Below are 25,954 nucleotides of genomic sequence, written 5' to 3'. Positions count from 1 at the left end.
GCCAAGCAGGCCAATGATAAGCTGTCGGAGAAGGTGAGCAGCTTTCACTTGTCGTTTCCGACCGATGCGCCGAATAGCAGACAGGCGCACGCGATGCGGCGAGCAGCTTGCGGATATTGTCACGATGGCCGAGAACTCTGAACCACTGAACGCTGTTCTCGTGGCTTTGGAGATCGGCGAATCCTACACAATCCGAAAGCTGCGAAGTACGGAAACCGAAGCCTGCGACGCCTTCTTCAGCCGCCTTTGCAGCCACGATGTCCGGTGGCGATTTGGTGGGCCACGTTTATCCGGGGCTTGCCTCTTGCCTGCTCGCGTGGCGGGCCGGCGCAGCCTCGCATTTGCTGCCGCCAATATGTCGGGGGACATCCTCGCCATCCTCAACGTCGAGTATCTTGATCCGGCCACAGCGGAGATTGCCTTGGTCGTCCGCTCGGATTTGAAGCGACGGGGGATCGGATCTGCGTTGCTGCGACACGTCATGACGTGGACGAGGGCCGCTGGACTGCGACGACTCGTTGGCCACGTCATGTCTGATAACAGGATCATGCTTCGATTGGCCTTGGCAGCCGGCTTCCGCCCGACCGCTGGCGATCAGGCCCTGATCGAATTCTCCTGGGTTGCGCCGACGGAGGCTTGATCAACGCCTCTGCTTTCGCGATAGGACTCCGATGGGAGGATTGGCGTATGTTGGATCGCGCTGTGATCCCGGGTGATGCGATGGAGTCCTGGAAGCCAAACATCGAGGAAGGGCCGGCGCCGCTTTACGAACGCATCGCAGACGCGATCGAGCGTGACATTCATGAGAGCCGGCTGGCGCCAGGTGCGCGCCTGCCGGCGCATCGTGATCTGGCGCACGCGCTGTCCATCGGCACCGGGACTGTGACCAAGGCCTACGGCGAAGCCGAGCGACGCGGCCTTCTGTCCTCTCAGGTCGGTCGGGGATCGTTCGTCACCGCTCCAATCGAGGCGCAAGATCGCGCCGCAGCCGGGCCTGTCGACCTAGCATACAATTTCCCGCCGGTGGGGCTGACATCACGCTACCTGGCGGAGGCCATGGGCAGGCTCTGGCGCCGCCAGGACTTTACTGCGACCAGCCGATACACTGCCCCGGAAGGCCTCGACAGCGTGCGCTCTGCGGCATCCCGGTGGATTCGCGACCGGCATGAGCTCGAGGTCGCTTCCGCCGGCAATCTCATCCAGACCAATGGCGGTCAGCACGGACTTTCGTTGCTTCTGCAGACGCTTTGCAGAAGCGGCGACACCGTGCTTTGCGAGGCCGTGACTTTCCACGGCCTCAAGCTGATAGCCAGGGCCGCGAATCTGAAGCTCCGCGGCATCGCCCTGGACCCGCAGGGCCTGCTGCCTGAAGCGCTGGAAAGGGCGATCGCCTCGACGGGAAGCAAGGTTCTCTACACCGTGCCAACTCTGCAAAACCCGACGGCCGCCACCATGTCCGCCGCACGGCGGCGGGAGATTGTGGCGATCGCCCGCCGCCACGATGTTCTCATAATCGAAGACGACGCATATCGCGCCATTGCGCGCGGTTCTTCTCGCATGCCGCCCGCGTTTGCTGATCTTGCGCCGGAGCGCACATTCTATGTCGCGTCCATCTCCAAAAGTATTTCGCCTGGCCTCAGGCTGGCTTTTCTGCTGCCGCCCGATACCTCATGGCGCGAGCGGATATTGGATAACATCGTTGCGACAGGCTACGCGCCACCTGCTCAGAACGCCCTCGTATTCGCTCAGTGGGTGGAGGATGGCACTGTCGATGCCCTTGTCGGTAACGTGCTCCAGGAAATGCAGGCGCGCACCGCCATGGCCTTGCGCATATTGGGGGACGCGGTTTCTAAGCCGGGCGCTGACCAGACGTTGCATGTGTGGATGCCGCTGGATTCGCTGCGGGCGGAACGTGCCTATGGCCGCGCCCTTCGGGCGGGCGTGCAGATTACGCCGCCCGACGCGCCCATGGTGGATCACAGCATAAGCGGACTGAGGATATGCCTTGGCAGTGTTACGGATCGCTCCGCACTTCAACGAGCGCTAGGGATAGTGTTGCACGCGCTGAAGGACGAGATGTCGGGCCCCTCCGCTGCTGTCGTCTAGAGAATCCGAACGTTTTCTGCCCGGCATTGCGCTTGGACCAACGGTGGAGTGGGTCGCGGGGCTATTCCTGACCCTGCGCAACCAGCCCCAAATTCGGCAAGCCGCTCATCGAAATCCTTGCGTCGTGCGAATGCGATGGCGCCTGTGGTGAGGGGCGTGACTTGAGCTCCTGCAGGATCCAGTTTCGGAACGATTTGATTTCGGGCCGGTCAAACGATTTGTGGCTTCCCACTAGCCAGTATCTCGTCGCGACCGGAACAGGCGGTCCAGCTATCTCGATAAGGTCGCCAGCGTCAATGTAGCCGTTCATCAAGGGCTTGCGCCCCATCGCGATGCCGAGCCCCTGAATAGCCGCTTCCGCGGCCAGCTGGATGGTATCGACGTTGATCCGCCGCGACCCGGTAACAGCAGTCATGTCCTTGGCACGGAACCACGCTGCCCAGTCTTCGGAGGCGGCGGTGACATGAATCGTCGGAACCCGCTCGATCAGACGGATCTCGTCGTTGGGCCCATGCTTGCGCAACAATTCGGGGGAGCAGACTGGCACAAATGTTTCGGCGACCAGTTCCGTCCACGATTCGCTCGAGCGCGACGACGTGGCCATCCGGATGGCGAGATCGAACCCATCAGTGAGGAAATCCACATGCCTTCGCGCCGTGTCAATCGTGATGCTTATGTCCGGGTAGCGTTCCGTGAACTTTGGCAGTCTTGGCAGCAGCCAGCGATTTGCGAATGTCGGCGCCACGCTGACCGACAGCGCGCCAGTCGCCTTCCGGCGGCCGGGAAATCCCTCCGTCGCGCTCGCCAGGATTTTCAGCGCATGGTGGACTTCCGACGCATAGGTCTCCCCCGCGGGAGTGAGAGTAAGGCCCCGGGCGTCCCGCAGAAAAAGCTCCGCCCCCAACCAGTGTTCGAGCGTCCGCAGGCCGTGACTTACCGCGCTTGGGGTGACATGGACCTCTTCGGCGGCCTGTTTAAAACTGCCGAGCCTCGCCGCGGCCTCGAAAAGGCGCAGCGTGTTCATCGGGGGAAGCCTGAAACCCATGATCTTCCTCGTCCCCAGATGCCGGCATGCCCAAGAGCCGGCTGCACCCCGAGTAGTCACACCGGCGGCGTCTCTAAGTCAATATTGATATTGTATCTGATACAATTTTCCGGCCTGCCAGCTGTTCGCGCGTGAGCCAGCTTCATCGGCGGCAAGCAAGATTCGTTTGCGGGCTCTTACCCCCGGCCTGATCTTCCCGGGCGAAAATCATGTCGAGGAGATTGCCGTGACGATGCCCCGCTGCGACATCGCCGCCCTTGGTCAAAGCTCTCCGTTACGCTGGCCGATAAGATTCTGCAGGATCTTGGCGAGCAGGAGGAGGGTCTCCGCGCTCTTGGAATTGAGCGACCACGAATTGAACGATATTGGATTGTCGAGCCACGACGTGCGGCTGGTGCTGAAACTCCCGCTTTCCATGGACCCCGCCGACGCGCTTCGCGAAATCGCACGGCGCCGGGGTGTTGACCTTTAAGGTTGCGGTCCCCCAAGGCTTAATTGTCTAAGCGGCGCGCCCGACGAGATCGTTGGCAGGATCTGCGGGCGAACGGTCGCGATCGTCCATCGACCATTGCAGCAGGAAGGCCGCAAGGCCCACCACGACCATGGAAGCCCAGGCGGTCATGTATGAGTTCGTAAGGTCGTAGGACAAACCGCCCAGCCACGCTCCCGCAAAGCCGCCGAGCTGATGACTGAGAAAGGCAATTCCAAACAGCGTATTGAAATGCTGCAGGCCGAACAGTTTCGAGACGAGGCCGGAAACGAGGGGAACCACTCCCAGCCAAAGGAAGCCCATCACAGCGGCGAAGCCCAGGGTCGAAAACGCCGTCACCGGCGCTGCCACAAAGCCGATGATGGCAAGGGTGCGCAGGAGATAGATAAGAGCCAGAAGCTGTTTCGGGCTATGGCGGGCCCCCAGTCTCCCTGCAACGTATGAGCCGATCGCATTCGCGATCCCGATAACTCCGAGCGCAAGCGCGCTGACGTCGCTGGAAATGCCGCAAATCCCGAGATAAGTGGGCAAATGGACCGTGATGAACTGAAGCTGGAATCCGCAGGCGAAGAAAGCGAGCGTCATAGCCAGGAAGCCGGGGTGACGCATTGCCCTGCTGATAGAGGCCTTCGTGGAGAAGGGCCGTCGCGCGGCGTCCTCCAGAAGCGCCGTCCGGCCGCCGATGAAAATCGAGATGGCACCGATGGCGAGCGCGAGCGCGGCGAAGACAAGTGCCGCTGCCTGCCAACCGGCCCTCTCGATGATGGATTGCCCCAGAGGAGCTATCACCAGGGTCGCCATCGAACCGGCGGCCGAAACGATGCCGACCGCCTGAACGCGTCTTTCCGGCGGAACGCTACGCGATACGGCGCCGAGGACGACGCCGAAGCCACATCCTGCGATCCCAACGCCAACCAGCACTCCGGCGCCGAGATTGAGCCCCAATATCGGCCCGCCCCAACTCATCAGCACAAGGCCAAGTGAGTAAGTGGCAGCGCAACCGATCAGCACCGGCCGCGGACCGTAACGGTCGCCGGCCATCCCGATGATAGGCTGAGCCAGGCCCCATACCAGGTTTTGCACGGCAAGCGCGAAGCCGAACGCGCTCGCCGAAACGCCGATGTCGGCGCGCATGGGTTGAAGGAAAAGGCCGAAGCTCTGTCGCAGCCCCATGCAGATCGAGAGCACGGCTGCGGCTACGATGATCATCCGCAACGGTGACGGTGACAAGCTCGGCCGTGGTACTTCGCTCGAATGGGCGACAGAACGGCTCACCAGTGATCTCCAGGAAGAATGTCGGCTGGCGGATGATAGCCAGCCGACGAGGTTCAGGCGTGCGAGAATGGCTCACCTGAGGGGAAGGTTGTTCACGCCGCGGTCACAAGCCGAGCGTTGCCGCCATCAGAGCTGGCTGTAATTGTATTTGCCATCCTCCCCCTTTTTCCAGCGATAGACGACATAGTCGGGGTTTGTGGTGTCGCCTTTTTCGTTGAAGCTGCGATCGCCAAGCACGGTGTTGAATTTGCCATGCTTCTTGATCTCCTCGGCAACCGCCGTCGGATCGAGACTGTTGGCGGCCTTGGCCGCCTCGGCGATCACCTGGACCGAGGCATAGGAATAGAGCGTATAGGCCTCGGGCTCGAAGCCTGCCTTGCGGAATGTTTCAACGACTGCCTTGGCGGCGGGACGATTGCGGGGGTCCGGCGGGAAGGTGAAGGTGAAGCCGTCAATGGCGTCTCCCGCGATCGACGAGATTTCAGTGGAGACGGTGCCGTCGTCCGACATGACCGTGGCCTTGAGTCCCTGATCGACAAGCTGGCGAAGGATCAGACCGGCTTCGGTGTGCAGGCCGCCATAGTAGACGACAGAGATCCCGGCATCTTTCATCTTGGCGATGAGGACCGAGAAGTCGACGTCTCCCGGATTGATACCCTCATACATTACCTCATGCACGCCAGCTCCATTCAGCGCCTTCTTCGTTTCGTCCGCGAGGCCCTGGCCGTAGGGCGTCTTGTCGTGAACGATCGCTATCTTGGCGCCCGGAAAAGTCTTCGTCAGATAGGCCCCCGCGACGACACCTTGCTGATCGTCGCGGCCGCACATGCGGAATGTGTTCCACAGGCCTCGTTCGGTGTAGCGAGGGTTGGTCGAGGCGGGGGTGATTTCCAGGACGCCGTTCTCCGCCAGAACCTCTGAGACCGGTATGGAGACACCCGAATTATAGTGACCGACAACGAACTTTACCCCGTCTGCGATGAACTTGTTGGCAACGGAAATGCCTTGCTTGGGATCGGAGACGTCGTCGCCGACAACGATCTTGAACTTTTCGCCATTGACGCCGCCCGCCGCATTGATGTCGTCCACCGCCTGCTGGGCGCCACGCAGGATCTGCGCGCCGAACGCAGCATTCGGACCGGTTATCGGCGCGCCGACACCAAGTAGGATGTCGGCATGCGCGCTGGCTGCGAAAGCCGCAAGTGTTGCTGCGGCCAGGACTGGGACAAGTCGTTTTCTCATGCCTATGCTCCATTGGTTAAATGGTGAGAATGCTGGCTTCCCCCGCAGCCCTCACCCCTCGCCACGGGAATTCGTTGTGTCCGACGATGACCCGGCTAGCGGGATCGCTGTGGGGATTTGCGAGTGTTCAGACTTTCTCGACTTCGGCCCTGCCCAGAAGGCCCGAAGGAAGAAAGATCAGCACCACGACAAGGATCGAGAATGCCGCCACATCCTTGTAGTCGACGGAGAAATAGGCCGACCAAAGTGCCTCGATCAGGCCCGATAAGCAGCCCGCCGAGAACGGCGCCCTGAATCGAACCGATGCCGCCCAGAACTGCCGCGGTGAATGCCTTGACGCCGGGGATGAAGCCGCTCGAGAACGAGATCACGCCGTAGTACATGACAAACATTGTGCCGGCGACCGCGGCCAGCGCGGCACCCATGATGAACGTGACCGAAATAGTGCGATTGATGTCGATGCCGACCATCGCCGCCATCTTCGGGTCCTGCTCGCAGGCACGTTGGGCGCGCCCGAGCGGTGTCTTGTTGACGAGATACCAAAAGACCGCAAGCAGCACCGCGGTCACGCCGATGATCACAATCTGCTTCAGCGCCACGACAACGCCGAAGACGTCAAAGGTCTGGGAGATCATCGGCGCGATCGGCTTGTTGCGCGGCCCCTGGACCACCTGCACGAAATTCGAAAGCGCGATCGAGATCCCGATGGCCGTTATCAGAGGCGCCAGCCGAAAGGAGCCTCTCAAAGGCCGATAAGCGATCCGCTCGATCATCCAGCTCCAGAGACTGGTCAGGACCATCGCGACGATCGCCATGACCAGCAAGGCGACCGCCGCGGGCAAGGAATGAAAAATCGCCACCAGGATCAGGAACACCATCATCGCGGCGAAGGCGCCAAGCATGAAGATGTCGCCATGGGCAAAATTGATCATGCCGATGATCCCGTAGACCATCGTGTAGCCAAGGGCGATCAGCGCGTAGATGGCGCCCAAGGTCAGGCCGTTGAAAACTTGCTGGGCGAAATATTCCATCTAGGCCTCTTGCTGGTGATTGGAGCCCTCTTCGTCGGCGCAACAGAAGGCGTGCGGATGGGCGTCTCAAGCGAGTTGTTTTCGCCCCCGAGTGAGGATCGCTCACGCGCGCTGTGACCGGCGCGTTTTCGGCATGAGCGCTGCTAATGAGCGGCTGAAGATAGTTCGCTTGTGACATAGCTGGGGAGCTGGCTACCAAGACGGCGTACCCACATGACTTCGGGCCGCCCGCTGCTTGTGGATGGGCTAGCGGACGGCTCGTCGGAACGGTCAACGAACGGAAATCGCCAAGGACTCCCATTCCTTCAGCGGTCTCAGTGACCTGTTGACCGTTCCACCTTTTTCCTCGCGCCGAGTTCGCGTTGGGTGGCGCTGGCAGGAGCGGACCGATGAGGCACGGACCAATCGAATTCTGGTTCGAATACAGCTCCCCCTACGCCTATTTCGCGGCGTTCGAGATCGGTGACATCGCCAAGCGCCATTCGCGGTCGATTGTCTGGCGTCCTTTTCTGCTCGGCGCCGTGTTCAAGGTGACCAGGATGGAGCCGTTGCCCGGCCAGCCAATGCGCGGTGCTTATGCAATTCATGACTGGCAGCGCCTGGCGAGATTGCGTCGGGTGCCGTTCTCCTTGCCCGCGGTTTTTCCGATCATCTCGCTTGCCCCGGCCCGTATGACTTATGCCGTGGATGCCATGGGCCCGGACATGGCTGGCGCCTTGGCTCGTCATCTCCTTGCCGCGATGTACGAACGGGGAGCCAATATAGCCGAGGTGTCCACCTCGGCGCGCCTTGGCGCCGAGCTTGGGCATGACGAGCAGATGCTTGCCGATGCCGCGTCGGACCAACGATGGAAGGACGCGCTGCCGGCCCGAAACGAAGAAGCAGTCGAGCGCGGCATATTCGGCTCGCCATTTTTCGTGGTCGACGGTGAGGGGTTCTGGGGATCCGATCGGTTGGCGATGGTCGATCGGTGGCTGGCGAGCGGCGGCTGGTAGCTTGTCCGCCCACGCTTCGTTGTGGGCGAGCTTCCAGCTCTTATGGCGATCTTTGAGCGCACAGAAGGCCGCGTTTACCCGTCTTTTGCCTGTATTTTGCGATGCCGTCCTTCCATGTCGACGATCTTGCCGTCTTTCCATGTGAACAGGCTGAAACGGGGAGAGCTGAGGTCGCCGTTCTTGCTGTAGGTCAACTGGCCTATGGCGGTCGGGATCGCCTCGCCGGACTTGATCGCCGCCGAGACGGCGCCGGCATCCGCGGTTTTTCCGGCCTTTTCGATTCCGTATTTCAAGACCTCGACCGCTGCATAGGCATTAAGGGTAAAGGCTTCCGGCGGAATGTTCTTTTCCTTCAATGTTTTGACAGCGTCGGCCGAGGCTGGATTCTTTGCGGCGTCGCTGGCGTTTGTGAAGATTGTGCCGGCGGCGGCCTCGTTTGCAATGGCCCAGTATTCAGTATTGGAAATGCCCTCGCCGCCGATAATCTGCGCCTTGACCTGGATGTCGGCGAGCTGCCGGGCGAGCAGTCCTCCTTCAGGGTGGAAGCCGCCGAAATAGACCACGTCCGCCTTCTCCGACCTCAGCCTCGCGACGAGGGCCGAAAGGTCCTTCTCGCCGGGTGTCAATGAAGCGTAGAGGACCTCATTGATGCCCCCGCCGTTGATGGCTCTCTTGAACGCATCGGCAAGGCCTTTGCCATAGGTGCCGTTGTCATGAATGATGGCGACGCGCTTGTCTTTGAGGTGCTGAAGTACATAGTTCGCAGCCACGTCGGCCTGCTGGTCGTCACGACCGCAGGTGCGAAGAACGTTGGTGAGACCACGCGCCGTCAGATCGGGCGCAGTGGCCGTCGGCGTCACCATCAAAACATCGTTTTCGGCGAAGACATCGGACGTGGGAATCGCCACACCCGACGTGACCGGGCCGACGACGAAATGCACTCCTTCTCCGACCAACTGGTTGGCTACCGACACGCCCTGTTTCGGGTCGCCGGCGTCATCGGCCAGCTTCAACACGACCTTTTCGCCGCCTATGCCGCCTGACTGGTTTATGTTGTCCACCGCGGCCTGGGCTCCGTTCTTCACCTGGTCGCCGTACGCCGCGACGGGGCCGGTAAGTGGTGCGACCAGGCCAATTGTGATGTCGGCCCTCGCTGCCGTGATGGCAATGAGGGACGCGACAACGGCGAGCCCCAAGGATGTTCTCGAACTTGTCGTTTTCATTGCCTCTTGTTCCCTCTTGACCTCGACATGAAACGGCGGCGCCGACTGTTGGTGGTGGACAATGGCGAGGCTGAAATGGCCCGGCAAAAGAGAATTGTTCAACACGCCATGAACGCTCTTCAGGAGCGCAAGCCCAACCAGGCCACGTGGAATGCAAGACTGGGACACCAAGGCAGTCCGGTTGATGGGTATTTGTATCGAAGGGCCATCACTCAGCGACAGGGGCAGGGTTGGTGCCGCGAAGGGGCGCGTTCGGAGTGCCGGCGCCTGGTTCGGCCGTGGCGCCAACCATCCTGACATGAATGCGCGAGCCATCGTGTTACGGTGGTCAGGTTTCGGATTCGGATGTGCCTTCGGGCTGAAACGAAGAGGAGAGATCACCACGACCAGGATCAACCGCCGCGCCTTGCTCGCCCACTCTGGCGCCGCCGTTTTGGGGTCGACAGTGGCGGCAACGACTTCTGCCGCAAAGGGGATGCGTCGAGACCTCGTAACAACCGACAAGCTGCAGGCGTTGATTGAAGCGCACATGGCGGCATACGCCGCGTTCGGCAAGGCGATTCACAAAGTGGGTGGCAGCAGTGGCGACCACGACAGAGCCAGCCGGCAGGAGGAAAGGACGTTACTGGCCATTTGCGCCTACCCTGCTGTCAGCGAAGGGGATCGATTGGCCAAGGCCCGATATCTTTTGCAGATCGAGGCACGGGGCGAACTCGATCTACCAGAACACATTCAGGCTCTTCTGCGTTCGACAGTTTCGGAGACATGAGGCGAAAGCACGGCCAGTCTCCTTCAGATCGTCCGAAACCGCCAACTGATACAGACAGGTTGATGCTTCCGAGATCCGCTTTTGCGCCGCATGTCGGTCGTGGGGATCAGCTTTGCCGCTTCCCGAAAGCGGACATCGGCTGCGATTGCACTCAGGATCGTGGTTTGGTCAAGGGGGGCTGCTTCCATCATTCGTTTCCCTTGTCGGCCAGTATGTAGTCGATGGAGAATACCGAGTTCCGCAGTTTGGTCCTGCGATGCAGGGCGATCGCGAACGTCGACTGCGAGATCGAGACCGCTGATCCTGATAGTTTCGAATGGCTGAGCCGCGCCATGAGCAGCGGGTTAGGCCCGGCAGGCTGGCTCCGATTTTGGAGAACTTGCCTCCCCCGCTCGTTCAGCCAAAGCGGCGTTGGTTCTCCCGGGACCAAGCTTCCATGGTATCCATAAGGTCGAACTCATCCACGACGCCGCTCTGGAAGAGATAGACCAGCTTCCTGGCGAGGTTCTGCCCATCGTCAGAGTCCATTTGATGCCCTTCTTGCCTGCACATGTGGTGCAGCACGCGAGTGAGCATTTCGAGGTCGGACGGTTCCATGATTTGGGTGTGCATCTCAGCGCCTTAGCGGTTGGGCGAGAGTGCTATTCGCTCCCAGCGTCCGTGCCCCATGACAAAACCGGACGACGTATGAACCTTAAGCCTTACAGAAGCGCCCCGCATTCACATTTGACACAGGTGCGCAAGCAGCCTTTTACAGCACCCAGGAACATTCATTTCGATGGAAAGTCGAGCTGAAAGGCCCGAGAAAATATCTCAGAGTGTGGAGGTATGCCGTTGTTCTTTTTCGATATTCACGATGGGAGCGAGTTGGCGAGAGACGATTCTGGCGTGGAATGTTCATCGTTGGCGGAGGTTAGCGACAAGGCGATTGACGTGTTGCCCGACATCGCCCGCGAGCAATTGCCCAATGGCCCCAGGCGGACGTTCCTGGTCAAGGTGCGCGACGACGCCGGGCGGTACGTCTTTAGAGCATCCTCACGCTCGACTCAGCATGGATTGTCGAAAATGTGGGGGGTGAGCACCAGCCCGCGAGGACCGCTGGGACGCTGCGCTCTCTCGCACCAAAGCCCAAGTTGGTGCGCTACGCCGGGAGTTTGCAGAAGACGGCTTCACGTCCGATATGGACGATCTCGACAGCCTATTTTCGGTTGCTGAGGCGGAGGTCGAACGGCTTCGTCGCCACACCAAATAGAACGCCAAGCCCGGCTCGCAGATCGCGGTGACACAGGATTATGCGAGCCGGGCCTAGCCGCCGATGCACATTCCGGGGAAGTGGTCGCAACAATCGGCGGCAAGGTAAAAATCTTCGATAACCTCTCGTACTGCACGAGGATTGAGGTCCCACTACGCAACCTGCGATGGTCTATTGTGACTGTCGAGAAAGAGCCCGCCTGCCTGGGTGCCAGACGGGCTCTTTATCGGGCCTCCTGCGGATTCGCATTTCCGGGTGTGGGCCTGGTTGCGATGAACCCTCCCGACGCGGCGCACGATTGGAAGCAGGTCAGCCCGCGCGCCGACTGCTTGATCACCCTCACCCTGCGTTCGATGTTCCATTAGCAAGCGCTTGAATAATGCGCTCCCCGCCCCAGACTCATGACATGGCGAAGGGCTCTTTCAACATTGGCGATGAGGTGGCCATCACGGCCAAGGTGCACAGACGGGTCACAGAGGACCGAGTGAGCGTGTCGATTCCCTCCTATGGTCAGCCGCTTCAATCGTGGACCGAACGTCTAAGGTGAAGCAGGGCCAGGAAACCGAGCTTACTGTAGATGTTACCGAGGTCGACGAGGAAGCCGGCAAGGTCACAGTCAACCTGTGAAGGCCGACACTCTCAGGCTTGTCACGCTACACATGCTGGGCTGGGAGGACATTTGCAGGGACGGGATGATAAAAGTCGTATTCGTTGCGGCGGTCCGGCCGGTATCAAATGTAATTGCGCTCCCGTGCCGACGCCGACAGGTGGCTCAATGTAGCTCGCTTTACAACGGCTCGGTTGGAACGTGATCGTATAGATCAACGTTGCACCACAATGCTAATACTAATGTTAGCCTATGCTAAATAATGGACCAAACGGCATGACTCCTTCTGGGGATGACCTTGATGCTGGTGCACATCCTGTCAATGACTTGGAATCCGTCGTTTCGGTAGCTGACGGGTCAGCAATATCAACAGGGCGAGGAGCAGCTGCATACTCTCGGTTGCCGCCCGGATCGCATACGTTTAAAGCCCGCCACCTTGTCGTATATGTTGGTCTCGAACCGGCCCCAGGCGTATCTGCAACTGTAGGGGAAGGCGACGGAGAAAGTCACGACGCGCCTGCAGGCGGCATTATCCTGAAGCCGGCGCATCTTGAGGCTCGTCTCCACCTGTCGAGGGCCAGAGAAAGCTCAATCATTGTTTACCCGGATCGCAGTCTCAAAGAACTTGCCCTGCAGCAATTCGGGGCTGCTGAAGCCGACCTAAAGCCCCCAGCGCTCGGTACGGTGGACCATACTGCCTTGCGCGTTGCGCAATTGCTCAAAGCCGAACTGACAAAAGAGCATGGCCCTAGCGAGTTCTACGTCGAGCATCTCATTGCGATCCTTGGTGTCCACCTACTTCACGCCTATGCCTCGCAGGAGAAGGAGCCCAAGCAGTTCGGAGGCGGGTTAGCGCGAAAGTCCGCGCGTAGTTTGCAGGATTTTCTGAGCGCCAACCTTGCCCGGAAGATCTCCGTCAGCGAACTTGCCGCGCTCGCGAATTTGTCACCAAAACACTTTACCCAGGCATTCCGCAGGACCTTCGGAAGATCGCCGCATCGCTATCTCCTTGACTTGCGCCTCGACCACGCCGCCCGATTGCTTGCGGAGGGAAAATTGACCATTGCGGATGTTGCTTATCTCAGTGGTTTCTCCAGCCAAAGCCATCTGACAGCCGCGCTGAAAAAATACCGGGGCACGACTCCGACTCGCCTGCGCGCCTCCATCTGAAATGCTCAATCTCCTCCGGTTCTTTAAGACTATGTTAGGATTGTGAAATAACGACGTGTGTTGTTTTCACAACACTTTGTTGACGTTCCGGACGAAGCGTTTGTGCGGAGCGGGCGTTTTTGCAAAACGCAGAACTTTTCTGAAATACGTGGCAGCATTTCCATGCCTCCTTTTGTCATCGTGCTCTGATTCATCGGAATACGATGTATTAAGACTTTCTAATTTAGGGGGAATACATGGCTGGGTTGGCCTGCGGCGGGACGATCCAAGATCAAAAGGCCGACGGCGACAGCGGCCACCAGAGACCGAAGGCCGACCGCCAGCATCCCGGACGCGCATCCTCCCAGGCGCGTTCGGGTAGCCGGGGGCGACGACCAGAGTTGGCCCGCAGGCCTGACTTCTCTCATCTTCTGCGCGGCGGTCGCATGACCAAATATAAAGGTGAGGCGGCCAGCTATGCGCCGCAGGCCATCCAGCCGATGCTTTCGATCGCTTGCAGGTTGGCGGGGCGGCTTGTGCCTGCCCTGCTGATCGCAGGATTCGCGGCAGGTTCCGCGAGCGCCGCCTCCAGGTACTGGGACGTAAATGGCACCACGGCTGGCCTCGGCGGTTCCGGTACGTGGGACGTCAGCTCCAGTTTCTGGAGCAACAATGGCGACGGTCTGAGCGGGCCTTACACGCCTTGGGTGAACAATGCCGGCTCGCCGGACGTTGCCGTTTTTGGCGGCACGGCCGGCACCGTCACTCTGGGTGCGCCGATCACTGCGAACGGCCTTACGTTCCAGACGACGGGCTACGTCATCAATGGCGGCACGCTGACGCTCGGCGGGACCACGCCGACCGTTACCATCACGAACACCAGCACGAGCATCGCCGCAACCGTCGGCTCAATTCTCGCCGGGACCGCCGGCCTCACCGTCACCGGGACAAACACCAGCAGCATTCTGACCCTGAACGGCGCGAACACGTTCACCGGCGGGATCAATGTCAACAACGCCACTCTGACATTCAACGGCGACGCCGCGCTCGGCCCGACCAGCAACAACATCGTCACAACCGGAGCGGCAGGCCTGACGAACAGCGGGTCGACGGCGCTCAGTGCCAGCCGCACGGTCACGATCTCGAGCGGAACCCTCACGTTAGCCGCGACAACGAGCGCGGGCGACCTTGGCGCGGCCCTTTACACAGGCGCGGGAGGACTGATCGCGGGCGCGAACGTCAATCTCACGAACGCCAACAACAACTACACAGGACAGACCACATTCGGTGGCGGGGGCACGGTCACCTTCAGCTCGATCCGCGACGTCGGCGCCGGACCGAGCGCACTTGGCGCGCCGACAACCGCGGCGAACGGTACGATCAACGCCAATGTCTACCTCGGGAGCATTGTCTACAAGGGGACCGGAGACAGCTCGAATCGCAACTGGAACCTGATGGGTGCCTATTACAGCGGGCAAACGCTGATCAACGGCGGCACGGGTACGCTCACGCTGAACGGCGACATTACGGAAAGCTATCAAACGCCCGGCTATCCCTCGGGCGTAGGGTACACCTTCAGCGCACAGTCGGCAGACCTCGTCCTGAACGGCGTGATCAGCAGCATCGTCGACACCACCAAGAACAACTCCGTGAATGTTTTCACCGGTGGCGGCATCAACCGGTCCATCACGCTCGGCAACAGCGCCAACACCTATACCAGCCCAACGAACATCAACACCGTCACCTTGAATGTCGGCAGCCTGGCGGATATCGGCAGCAACAGCTCGCTCGGCTCGGCGACGGCGCTCGCAGGTGGCCCCGCCCTCACGATCAACGGCGGCGTGCTGAGCTATGTCGGCGCGAGCGCCGCCAGCACCAACTACACTGTGGCCATTGGCAGCAGCGGCGGCGCCATCCAGAACAACAGCGCCTCGGGTGCATTGACGCTCAGCGGCGGAACGATCACGCTTGGCTCCAGCTCAGCTTACACGCTCACGCTGGGCGGGAGCTACGCCGGCACGAACACGCTGGCCGACGTCATTTCAGGTGTCGGCAACGTCACCATGAACGGTGGTGCCTCCAACGTCTGGGTGCTCGCTGGAGCCAACACGTTTACAGGCCCCAATAGCACCACTGCTCAAATCATCACCGTCCAAGGAGGCACACTGCGAGCCGGCAGCGCTCAGGCTTTCGGCGCAGCGAGCACGGTAGCGCCAGCGGCAGTCGTCAATGGCGGTACGCTCGATCTCGGTGGCTTCGACACGACCTTTTCGTCCCTCGTCGGCACCGGCGGCAGCGTGGCGCTGGGCGCGAACAATCTCACGATCAACCCCGGCACAACCACGAGCGGCAGCGCCGGGTCCTATGCCGGCAGCATTACCGGCTCCGGCAACCTCATCAAGGCCGGCACGAACACGCTGACGCTGACGGGTGCCAATACCTATACCGGCTCGACCATTGTCAATGGCGGCACGCTGGCGCTCAATTTCGGCGCAGCCGGCGCCCCAGCCAGCAACATCATATCGAGCGCGTCCACGCTCACTATGGCAGGGGGCACTCTGACTGTCACAGGAACAACGGGCCAGACCCAGAGCTTCGCCGCGACCAACTTCACCGCCGGCAGCAATACCATCGCCGGTTCGGGCAATGTCACAGTCAATCTGGGCGCGATCAACCACAGCGGCGGTCTCGCCAACTTCGTTCTGCCCACGACCGGCAACATCACGACCACGCCGGGCGCGGTGCTGGGCGGATGGGCGACGGTCACCAGCGGAACGACCACCGACTACGCCCAGGTCGACGGCAGCGGCAACATCGTCGCGCGGACGACCTATGCAACCAAGGACGATGCCGGCACCTGGGTAACCGGCGATGTCGTCAGCGATACCGGAGGCGCGGCGAATACGCCTTACTTCGGCATCGTCGGGAGTAACGTCCAGCTTGGCGGCCTTAAATACACTGTGGCCAGAGCCAGCACGGTTACGATCGGCGGCGGGAACACGTTGGGAGTGGACGGCACGATCATCGTCTCTTCCTCAGTCGGCAATAACAATCAGACCATCACCGGCGGGCAACTGACTGGGCCAGCGGGTGGCGGTACGCTCGGCGTGCTGCAAAACAGCACGGGGACGTTCGTCATCCAGTCCTCCATCGTCGACAATGGGGGCCCGACCGGCTTCACCGTGGCGGGCACGGGCACAGTGAATCTCGCCGGCACCAACAGCTATACCGGCGCGACGAGGATCAGCGGCGGCACGCTCTGGGTGGGCACGATCGCCGACGGAGGTGTTGCGAGCGGTATAGGCGCATCGTCCAACGCGTCTTCCAACCTGGTGCTGGAGAATGGCAGGCTGTTCTATTCGGGAACGACGGCCACGAGCGACCGCGGATTTACACTTGTCAATGGCGGTCCGTCGCGCACGATCGATGTCTCCAATAGTGCCGCAAACCTGACGTTCAGCGGTCTGGTCACTAGCCCCGACGGCTCTGGTTTTACGAAAGCCGGCGCCGGTACCCTGACCCTCTCCAACGCGGCAAACAATTACACCGGTGCAACTTCGATCACCGGTGGTGTGCTCTCGGTGAACACGCTGGCCAACGGGGGCACCGCGAGCGGCATCGGTGCGTCGAGCAACGCGTCGACCAATCTCACCATGTCGGGCGGCGGCACGCTGCAATATACGGCTGTCGGGGCTACGACCAGCACAGATCGCGGCTTCACCCTTGGGAGCGGTGGCGGCGGCTTCGACGTGAGCGACGCCGGCACGACGCTGACCGTCAGCGGCACAGGCATCGGCGCTTCCGGATCGGGCGCGCTTATCAAGAACGGAGCGGGCACGCTGGTGCTCGGCGGCACCAACACGTTCACTGGGGGTTTAGCGATCAATGCGGGCACCCTCAAGGCCGGCTCGACGCAGGCCTTCGGGGGCGCGATCGCCGGCACCGCGACGGTGGCGAGCGGCGCGACGCTCGACCTCAACGGGTACAACAATACGCTCTACGGCATAGCCGGCAGCGGCAATGTCGCGCTGACCAGCGGGGCCGTGCTGACACTGAACGGCTATTACGGCGCGACGTTCAGCGGGGTGGTCAGCGGCAGCGGCGGAATAACCACCGCCCAAGGTGGTTTTCCGCAGATCATGCAGGGGTGCCAGAACACTTACACCGGCGTCACAACGTTGAGCGGTGGAGGCATAAGCACCGACTGCCTGGCGAACGGCGGGGCGGCGAGTGGCATTGGTGCGTCCAGCAATGCTTCGTCCAATCTGGTTTTCAACAACGGCACTTTGACCTATACTGGAGGCACAACCAGCACGGACCGCGGCTTCACCCTGGCGAGCACAGGCGTCATCAATGTAGGCGACGCTGGCACGACACTCACATTCACCGGCATAGCGACCGGCGCCGGTGGCCTCTACAAGAGGGGAGCCGGCACGCTGGTGCTCTCGGGTGCCAACACCATGACCGGCGGCACGCAGGTCGATGCTGGCATCTTGCGCGCCGGCTCGACGCAGGCCTTTGGCTCTGGGGGCGCGGGCGTCGCATCGGGGGCGACGTTGGACCTCAATGGGTTCAACAACACGTTCTACAGCCTCAGTGGCGCGGGCAACGTGATGCTGGGCACGGGCACGCTGACGCTCAACGGCTACTACGCGGGCACCTTCAGCGGCGTCATCAGCGGCTCAGGCGGCCTAAACGCCACGGGCGGCGGGTCCGCGCATACTATGCAAGGCTGCAACAACACCTATACCGGCGCCACGACCATCAGTTCCGGATCAATGAGCGTCAACTGTTTGGCGAATGGCGGCCAGGCGAGCGGCATCGGCGCCGCGAGCACATCGGCGAGCAACCTCGTCCTCAATAACGGGACGCTGCAATATACCGGATCTGGTGGAGCCGCGGGGACGACCGATCGCCTGTTCACGCTTGGCACGGGCGGTGGAACTCTCGATGCGTCGGGCACGGGCGCGGTGAGCTTCACCAATCAGGGTGCGATCGGGCTGACTGGCACCAACACGGCGCGCGCGCTGACGCTCACCGGCAGCAATACCGGCAACAACAGCCTGTCGGGGTTGCTTGCCGACAACGGCACCGGCAAGACTTCGCTCAACAAGACCGGCACCGGCACCTGGATCCTGAAGAACCAGGCCAGCACCTACACAGGTGTGACTTCAATCACCGGCGGTGTGCTTGGCGTCGACAAACTCGCCGATGGCGGTCAGGCAAGCTCGATCGGCCAGTCCACCGGCGCGGCCGCGAACCTGGTGATCGGCAACAACGCGACGCTGCGCTACACCGGTACGGGCGACAGCACGAACCGGCTTTTCACGCTGGCGGCGGGCACCACCTCGATCGAATCTTCCGGGACCGGCGCAATCAATTTCACCAATACGGCGGCCGTGACCTATTCGGGCAGCGGCCCGCGCACGCTGGGGCTGGGCGGCACCAATACCGGCACCAATACGATGGGCGGCGCGATCACCGACGGTGCCGGTGGCGCGACCACGCTCGGCAAGAGCGGCTCTGGCACCTGGGTGCTGACGGGCAACAACAGCTATTCCGGCAACACCGTCATCAATGACGGCAATCTGATGATCGGCAATGGCGGCACGTCGGGCAATGCCGGCACCGGCAACGTCATCATCGTCAACTCGACCTCGACATTGTCGTTCAACCGCAGCGACACCTTCAGTTTCACCGGCACGATCAACCCCGATCCGCAGGCGGCCATCGGCACGATCGCGCAGGTCGGCACCGGCTCGACCATACTTACGGCGACAAACAAGGTCGGCGCCACGCGAGTCGACGCTGGCACATTGCAGGTGAACGGCAGCCTCACGAGCACCGGCGGAACTACGATCAACGCCGGCACGCTGCAGAACAGTGGCGGGGGCGCCTCGATAACCACGCCAACGATCACGATGAACGCCGGCTCGAAGCTCAACGTCGGCGGCGGAACGGTCCAGGCAGCCGGTGGCACTCAGACCTTGTTCACGGGCGGGACCGGCGGCGCCACGATCAACATCACGGGCGGCTCGCTGCTCGGCAACGGTACGCTTGGGGGAGGCGGCAACACTGTCAATCTCACCGCCGGCTCGCTCAGCACCGGCGCAGCCGCATTGAATCTCGGCAGCGGCAACGACACTTTCCTGTTGAGCGGTCTCGCGACGATCGCCGGAGTAGGCGTAGACGGCGGTGGCGGCTCCGATACCCTGCAGGTGACCACCACCTTGAGCCGCACGCTCAACGGCGCTCAAATTACCGGCTTCGAGAGCCTGCTGAAGCAAGGCGCTGCCACGCTGACGCTGACGGGCGATCACAGCTACAGCGCCGGAACGACGATTTCCGCCGGGACGCTGCAGATCGGCAATGGCGGCACGTCCGGCACACTCGCCGGTCCGATCACGGATAACAGCGTGCTGGCCTTCAACCGCTCTGACGAGCTGACAGTTGATGGCCCGATCTCGGGTACGGGTGCGGTCAACCAGATCGGCACAGGCACCACGACGCTGACCGGCACCAACAGCTATAGCGGCGCCACCAACGTCAATGCGGGCACGCTGCTGATCAATGGCAATCAGTCCGCCGCCACCGGCCAGACCAATGTCGCGAGCGGCGCCACCCTTGGGGGCAGCGGCACCATCGGCGGCAGCGTCACCGTGGCCGATGGCGGCACGCTCGCCCCCGGCGGCGCCGGCAATGCCCCCGGCACTCTGACCATCAACGGCAATCTCGCGCTCGGCAACTCCAACCTCAATGTCAATTTCGGCCAGGCCAACGTGCCCGGCGGTCAGTTCAACGACCTGATCAATGTCGGCGGCAACCTGACGCTCGACGGCACACTGAACATCACGCAGACAGCGGGAGGCAGCTTCGGGCCGGGCGTCTACCGCATCATGAACTATAGCGGTTCGCTGACCGACAACGGGCTCACCGTCACCGATCCCGATTATTTCGTGCAGACGTCCGTGTCCAAGCAGGTCAATTTGGTCAACTCGGCCGGGCTGACGCTGAGCTACTGGGATGGCAATTTAGGTCCGCATTCCAACAGCGCTGTCGATGGCGGCAACGGCACCTGGCGCGCCGCAGGCGACCAGAACTGGACCGACGCGACCGGCCTCTTCGCAGCACCTTTCGCCAATGCCAGCTTCGCCGTCTTCCAAGGAACTGCCGGCACGGTGACCGTGGACGGCACCAACGGCGCGGTGCAGGCAGCCGGCATGCAGTTCGCCACCGACGGCTATCTGATCCAGGGCGCGGATGTCGGCTTGGTCGGGCCGCAGTCGATCATCCGCGTCGGCGACGGCACGGCGGCGGGTGCGGCCTATGTCGCGACGATCGCCTCCAACCTGACGGGCGCCACCCAGCTGGTGAAGACCGATCTCGGCACACTGGTGCTCGGGGGCACCAACAGCTACACGGGCGGCACGGCCATCAATGGCGGCACGGTCCAGGTCGGCAGCAATGGCAGCCTTGGTGCCGCTTCCGGCGGTCTTTCGCTCGACGGCGGCACGCTGCACACCACCGACACCTTCACGTCGGCGCGCACCGTCAGCATCGCCACCGGCGGCGGCACATTCGATACGAACGCCCTGACGCGGCTGACGCTCACCGGCACGGTCGGCGGCGCCGGGACCTTGACCAAGACGGATGCCGGCACGCTGGTGCTGACCGGCGCCAACAGCTACCAGGGCGGCACCGTCATCGATGGCGGCGCGGTCGAGGTTTCGGCCGACGCCAATCTCGGCAATGCGGCCGGGGCGCTTACCCTCAACGGCGGCACGCTGCATACGACCGGCACATTCACCGCAGCGCGCAGCGCGACGCTCAATGCCGGCGGCGGCACCTTCGTCACCGACAATTCGACGACGCTGACGCTGACCAGCGCGGTCGAGGGAGCGGGGGCGCTGGTCAAGGACGGCGCTGGCACGCTCGTGCTTGCCGCCGACAATAGCTATGCCGGCGGCACGACGATTGCGGCCGGCACCTTGCAGCTCGGCAATGGCGGCGCGACCGGCTCCATCACCGGCGATGTGGTCGACAACGGCACGCTCGCCTTCGACCGCAACAACAGCTACGGCTTCGCCGGGCTGATCTCCGGCAGCGGCGGCCTCGACCAGATCGGCAGCGGCGTCACCATCCTCACCGCTGACAACAGCTATGCCGGCGCCACCAATGTGGGCGCGGGCACGCTGATTATTGACGGCAACCAGTCGGCAGCGACCGGGGATACCACGGTGGCGGCCGGCGGCGCGCTCGGCGGCACCGGCACGATCGGCGGCGCTGTCAGCGTGCTCGACGGCGGCGCGCTCAACCCCGGCGACATCGGCACCACGCCAGGCACGCTGACCATCAACGGCAATCTCGATCTCGCGGCCAATGCGACGCTCAACTACAATTTCGGGCAGGCGGACGTGGTCGGCGGCGCCTATAACGACCTCACCGTCGTGCATGGCGCCCTCACGCTTGACGGCGCCGTGAACGTCGCGCAGACGCCGGGCGGCGATTTCGGGCCAGGCATCTACCGCATCATCAGCTATGACGGGGCGCTGACCGACAACGGGCTGGTCAGCAACGCGCCCGACCATATCGTGCAGACCTCGGTCGCAAACCAGGTCAACCTGATCAACATCGCCGGCGTCACGCTCAATTACTGGGACGGCGATGCCGGGCCTAAGGGCAACGATCGGGTGAATGGCGGCAACGGCACCTGGCAGGCCGCCGGCGGCGACAACTGGACCAACGATACGGGCCATATCAACGCGCCGTTCTCCAATGGCAGCTTCGCCATCTTCGCAGGCACTGCCGGCACGGTCGATGTCGACAGCACGACCAACGGCCAGGTTGAGGCCGCGGGTATGCAGTTCGCCACCAGCGGCTATCTGGTCGAGGGCCAGAGCATCGCGCTGGTCGGGACGCAGGCAATCATCCGCATCGGCGACGGCACCGTGCCGGGCGCAAACTATACGGCGACCATCGCATCGGTGCTCCAGGGCAATGCGCAGCTCGTCAAGACCGATCTCGGCACGCTGGTGCTGACCGGCAACAACACCTACACCGGCGGCACTCGGATCAACCAGGGCACGCTGCAGTTCACCAGAGACGCTAATCTGGGCGATGCGTCCGGCAACCTCACCCTTGATGGCGGCACGCTGCGCAACACGAGCGCGATTGCGCTGGCGCGCGGCGCCACGCTCGGCGCCGGCAACGGCACCTTCGAGACGCTCGGCGATCTGACCCTCAATGGCGTGATCGGCGGCGCGGGCGGCTTCACCAAGACGGGCGGGGCGGCGCTGACGCTGACCGGGACCAACGCCTATGCCGGGCCGACCACGATTTCCGCCGGCGGCCTCTATGTCGACGGCGACAACAGCCTGGCCACGGGGCCGACCTCGGTCGAGCTCGGCGCCACGCTTGGCGGCAAGGGCATCATCGGCGGCAATGTCACGGTGGCCGACGGCGCGACGCTCTCGCCGGGATCGGCCGACGGCACGCCGGGCACGCTGGCGATCCTCGGGGACCTCTCGCTCTCCGGCGGCTCGATCCTCAATTACAGTTTTGGCCAGGCCAATGTCGCCGGCGGGTCGCTCAACGACCTCACCAGCGTCGGCGGCAATCTGACGCTCGACGGCACGCTCAATGTCACCCTCTCGCCGGGCGGCACCTTTGGCCCCGGCATCTATCGCGTCTTCAACTATGCCGGCACGCTGACCAACAACGGGCTTGCGATCGGCTCCATCCCGTCCTCGAACTATTTTGTCCAGACCTCCATCGACCACCAGGTCAACCTGGTCAACACGGAAGGGCTCAACCTCAACTATTGGGACGGCGATGCCGGCCCGAAGTTCGACGGCACGGTCAATGGCGGCAACGGCACCTGGCAGAATTCTTCGGGCAACAACAACTGGACCGAAGACACTGGGTCGATCAACGCGGCCTATTCGGACGGCGCCTTCGCCATCCTCGCCGGCCAGGCCGGCACGGTGACGGTGGATAATGGGCCCGGCCAGGTGAGCGCTGCCGGCATGCAGTTCTCGACCGACGGCTATGTCATTAAGGGCGGCGACATCGGCCTTGTCGGGCCGGCCTCGACCATCCGGGTCGGCGACGGCACCAGCGCGGGCGCAGGCTACACGGCAACGATCGCCTCGGCGCTCACCGGCAATGCCCAACTGGTGAAGACGGATGCCGGAACGCTGGTGCTGACCGGCGCCAACAGCTACACGGGCGGCACGGCCATCAATGGCGGCACGCTCAGGGTCTCGTCGGACAGCAATCTCGGCGATGCGGCGGGCGGGCTCTCCTTCAATGGCGGCACGCTCAACACCAGCGCCAGCTTTACGAGCGGCCGCGCCGTCGACATGCTGGGCCAGGGCACGATCGCAACCGACGCCGCGACCACGCTGACGCTCAACGGGGCAATCTCCGGCGCCGGCGCCTTGACCAAGAGCGGATCGGGCACGCTTTCGCTGACGGCCGACTCCTCCGGCTTCACCGGCACCACGGCGATCGGCGGCGGCACGCTCAATGTCTCGGGGAGGCTGTGCGGCACGGTCAATGTGCTCTCCGGCGGGCGGCTCGAAGGCACCGGCACGGTCTGCGACACCACCAATGCCGCGGGCGGCACGATCGCCGCCGGCAATGCCGGCGTGCCGGGCACGCTCACCGTCGCGGGCAACTACACCGGCAATGGCGGCACGCTGGAGATCGAGACGGTGCTCGGCGGCGATGGCTCCGCCACCGACCGGCTGGTCGTCACCGGCAACACCTCCGGCACCACCACGCTCAAAGTCGCCAATCTCGGCGGCGGCGGCGCGCAGACGGTCGAAGGCATCAAGATCATCGATGTCGGCGGCAGCTCCGACGGCACCTTCTCGCTCGCCGGCGACTATGTCTTCGAGGGCGACCAGGCGGTGGTCGGCGGCGCCTATGCCTATCGGCTCTACAAGAACGGCGTCAGCACGCCGGCGGACGGCGACTGGTATCTGCGCTCGGCGCTGATCAACGGCCAGCCGCAGCCGCTCTATTCGCCGGCCGTGCCGATCTACGAGGCCTATCCCGGCGTGCTGCAGAGCCTGAACGAGCTCGGCACCCTGCAGCAGCGCGTCGGCAACCGCTCCTGGACCGGCGCCAGCCAAGGCGCCGACGAGATCGGCAGCGTGCCGGCCCAGAGCGCGATCTGGGCCCGCATCGAGGCGGCGCACACCAGGCAGAGCCCCGACAGCGCCACCACCGTCTCGGATTACGACGTGACCACCTGGAAGCTGCAGTCGGGCTTCGATGGCCTTCTCTATGAGGACGCCACCGGCATCCTGCTCGGCGGGCTGACCTTCCACTATGGCACGGCCTCGTCCGACATTGCCTCGATCTACGGCCTCGGCTCCATCCGGGCCACCGGCTACGGCTTCGGCGGCACGCTGACCTGGTATGGCGACAGCGGCTTCTATGCCGACGCCCAGGCCGAGGCGACCTGGTATGACAGTGATCTCAAGTCCGCCACGCTGGGCAGCGATCTTGCCAAGGGCAACAACGGCTTTGGCTATGCGCTGAGCTTAGAGGCCGGCCAGAAGCTTGCGCTGCAGGGCAAGTGGACGCTGACGCCGCAGGCGCAGCTCTCCTATTCCTCCGTGCGCTTCAACAGCTTCACCGATCCGTTCGACGCGGCGGTGTCGCTGGGCAACAGCGATACCCTCGTCGGCCGCGCCGGGCTGTCGCTGGACTATGAGGATGCCTGGACGGGCGCCCAGGGCAAGGTCAGCCGCTCGCATCTCTACGGCATCGCCAACCTCTATTACGACTTCCTCGACGGCAATGACGTCGATGTGTCGGGGGTCGGCTTCCACGAGCGCGACCAGCCGCTGTGGGGCGGGCTGGGTGTGGGCGGCTCGCTCTCCTGGGCCGACGACCGCTACACGGTCTTCGGCGAGGCCTTTGCCAAATCGAGCCTCAAAGAGTTCGGCGACAGCCGATCGATCGGCGCCAAGCTCGGCTTCAGCGTCAAGTGGTAACCAAATCGCCGTCAGGCGCCGGAAGAAGGAATGATTGAGTTGCGATTTTCGAAGCTCCCACGAACAGCCGCGGCAGCCTTGGCATTGGTGATGTTTGCCGCACCGGTGTTCGCTCAGCAGAAGGGGCCGGCGCTGCCCGGCGGAGCGTCCTCGCTGCAGGAGACCTATCAGGACTGGAGCCTGACATGCCAAAGCAACGCATCCAATGTGGTGTGCGCGATCTCGCAGCAGCAGACGCAGCAGAACGGCCAGCGCATCCTGGCCGTGGAACTGAGGCACAACGCCGATGACAGCCTTGCCGGCACGCTCATTCTGCCGTTCGGGCTGCTGCTCGAGGCCGGCGCCACCTTGCAGGTCGATGACGGCCAGCCGCTCGAGCCGCTGCGTTTCTCGACCTGCCTGCCGGCCGGCTGCGTCGTGCCGCTCAGCTTCGACGGACAGACCGCTTCGGCCTTGCGCGCCGGCTCCGTGCTGAAGGTCAAGCTCAGAAGCACCGACCAGAAGGATCTGACGCTGTCGGTCTCGCTGAAGGGCCTCGCTCCGGCGCTCGACAGGCTCAAGGCCTTGGCGGGCGTTTAGCAACTCGAAAACGGGGCCCCAGGCGGTGCGAATGCTGCGATCAGACGGAGGGCGCAAAATGGACATTGGTCGCAGCTTCGCCGGCAGCTGGCTTTCAGCTACCCTCGACAGCCGGTCGCCCCGGCGCCGCCTGATGGCCGTGTTGCGCCTGCCGACTAAATGGCAGGACAGATGAGCCAGCAA

General features: G+C 62.8%; 14 protein-coding genes and 1 pseudogene. 9 read left to right on the top strand and 6 right to left on the bottom strand.

Annotated elements, in window-relative coordinates:
* Nucleotides 1–124 precede the first annotated feature (124 nt).
* Nucleotides 125–640: a GNAT family N-acetyltransferase gene (locus ACVMIM_RS27530; protein ID WP_476115732.1), complete on the top strand. Its 516-nt coding sequence runs from the start codon at nt 125–127 to the stop codon at nt 638–640.
* Between the two features lie 47 nt (nt 641–687).
* Entirely contained in the window at nt 688–2,106 is a 1,419-nt protein-coding gene (locus ACVMIM_RS27525; protein WP_476115730.1) for an aminotransferase-like domain-containing protein, read from the top strand.
* Nucleotides 2,107–2,167: 61 nt separating this feature from the next.
* Here ACVMIM_RS27525 and ACVMIM_RS27520 read toward each other — a convergent pair whose 3' ends face one another.
* Nucleotides 2,168–3,130: a LysR substrate-binding domain-containing protein gene (locus ACVMIM_RS27520; protein WP_476115729.1), complete on the bottom strand. Its 963-nt coding sequence runs from the start codon at nt 3,128–3,130 to the stop codon at nt 2,168–2,170.
* Nucleotides 3,131–3,383: 253 nt separating this feature from the next.
* Between ACVMIM_RS27520 and ACVMIM_RS27515 the strand changes: the two genes are divergently transcribed.
* A complete protein-coding gene (locus tag ACVMIM_RS27515; RefSeq protein ID WP_476117386.1) occupies nt 3,384–3,623 on the top strand; it encodes a YjiS-like domain-containing protein in 240 nt (79 codons plus the stop codon).
* Between the two features lie 27 nt (nt 3,624–3,650).
* On the opposite strand, the gene ACVMIM_RS27510 is transcribed toward ACVMIM_RS27515, so the two are convergent.
* The 3 genes and pseudogenes from ACVMIM_RS27510 to ACVMIM_RS27500 form a co-directional block, all read right to left on the bottom strand.
* Entirely contained in the window at nt 3,651–4,916 is a 1,266-nt protein-coding gene (locus ACVMIM_RS27510) for an MFS transporter (protein ID WP_476115728.1), read from the bottom strand.
* A gap of 126 nt (nt 4,917–5,042) precedes the next feature.
* On the bottom strand, nt 5,043–6,158 hold the full coding sequence (locus ACVMIM_RS27505) for a branched-chain amino acid ABC transporter substrate-binding protein (protein ID WP_476115726.1): 1,116 nt from the start codon (nt 6,156–6,158) through the stop codon (nt 5,043–5,045).
* Nucleotides 6,159–6,285: 127 nt separating this feature from the next.
* A pseudogene (locus tag ACVMIM_RS27500) lies at nt 6,286–7,189 on the bottom strand (branched-chain amino acid ABC transporter permease).
* A 389-nt stretch (nt 7,190–7,578) separates the two neighbouring features.
* Between ACVMIM_RS27500 and ACVMIM_RS27495 the strand changes: the two are divergent.
* Nucleotides 7,579–8,184 carry a DsbA family protein gene (locus tag ACVMIM_RS27495; RefSeq protein WP_476115725.1) on the top strand — a complete coding sequence of 202 codons (606 nt, stop codon included), beginning with the start codon at nt 7,579–7,581 and terminating at the stop codon, nt 8,182–8,184.
* A 74-nt stretch (nt 8,185–8,258) separates the two neighbouring features.
* Here ACVMIM_RS27495 and ACVMIM_RS27490 read toward each other — a convergent pair whose 3' ends face one another.
* Nucleotides 8,259–9,407 carry a branched-chain amino acid ABC transporter substrate-binding protein gene (locus ACVMIM_RS27490; RefSeq protein WP_476117384.1) on the bottom strand — a complete coding sequence of 383 codons (1,149 nt, stop codon included), beginning with the start codon at nt 9,405–9,407 and terminating at the stop codon, nt 8,259–8,261.
* A gap of 151 nt (nt 9,408–9,558) precedes the next feature.
* Between ACVMIM_RS27490 and ACVMIM_RS27485 the strand changes: the two genes are divergently transcribed.
* Nucleotides 9,559–10,176 (top strand): hypothetical protein, encoded by a 618-nt coding sequence (locus tag ACVMIM_RS27485; protein ID WP_476115723.1) that lies wholly within the window; start codon nt 9,559–9,561, stop codon nt 10,174–10,176.
* 396 nt (nt 10,177–10,572) lie between these two features.
* On the opposite strand, the gene ACVMIM_RS27480 is transcribed toward ACVMIM_RS27485, so the two are convergent.
* Nucleotides 10,573–10,788 (bottom strand): hypothetical protein, encoded by a 216-nt coding sequence (locus ACVMIM_RS27480; RefSeq protein ID WP_040999733.1) that lies wholly within the window; start codon nt 10,786–10,788, stop codon nt 10,573–10,575.
* Nucleotides 10,789–11,004: 216 nt separating this feature from the next.
* Here ACVMIM_RS27480 and ACVMIM_RS27475 point away from each other — a divergent pair, with 216 nt between their 5' ends.
* The 4 genes from ACVMIM_RS27475 to ACVMIM_RS27460 all read left to right on the top strand — a co-directional run bounded on the left by ACVMIM_RS27475 (nt 11,005) and on the right by ACVMIM_RS27460 (nt 25,771).
* Entirely contained in the window at nt 11,005–11,391 is a 387-nt protein-coding gene (locus tag ACVMIM_RS27475) for a DUF6894 family protein (protein WP_476115722.1), read from the top strand.
* Nucleotides 11,392–12,434: 1,043 nt separating this feature from the next.
* A complete protein-coding gene (locus ACVMIM_RS27470) occupies nt 12,435–13,205 on the top strand; it encodes an AraC family transcriptional regulator (protein ID WP_052458840.1) in 771 nt (256 codons plus the stop codon).
* A gap of 425 nt (nt 13,206–13,630) precedes the next feature.
* Complete coding sequence (locus ACVMIM_RS27465; RefSeq protein WP_476115720.1) at nt 13,631–25,192, top strand: autotransporter-associated beta strand repeat-containing protein; 11,562 nt, start codon at nt 13,631–13,633, stop codon at nt 25,190–25,192.
* 90 nt (nt 25,193–25,282) lie between these two features.
* Entirely contained in the window at nt 25,283–25,771 is a 489-nt protein-coding gene (locus ACVMIM_RS27460) for an invasion associated locus B family protein (protein ID WP_476115719.1), read from the top strand.
* Nucleotides 25,772–25,954: the final 183 nt, after the last annotated feature.

This window comes from Mesorhizobium sp. USDA 4413, assembly GCF_056280365.1.
The sequence above is the reverse complement of the archived record's forward strand: the minus strand, read 5'-3'. Positions and strand labels throughout refer to the sequence as shown.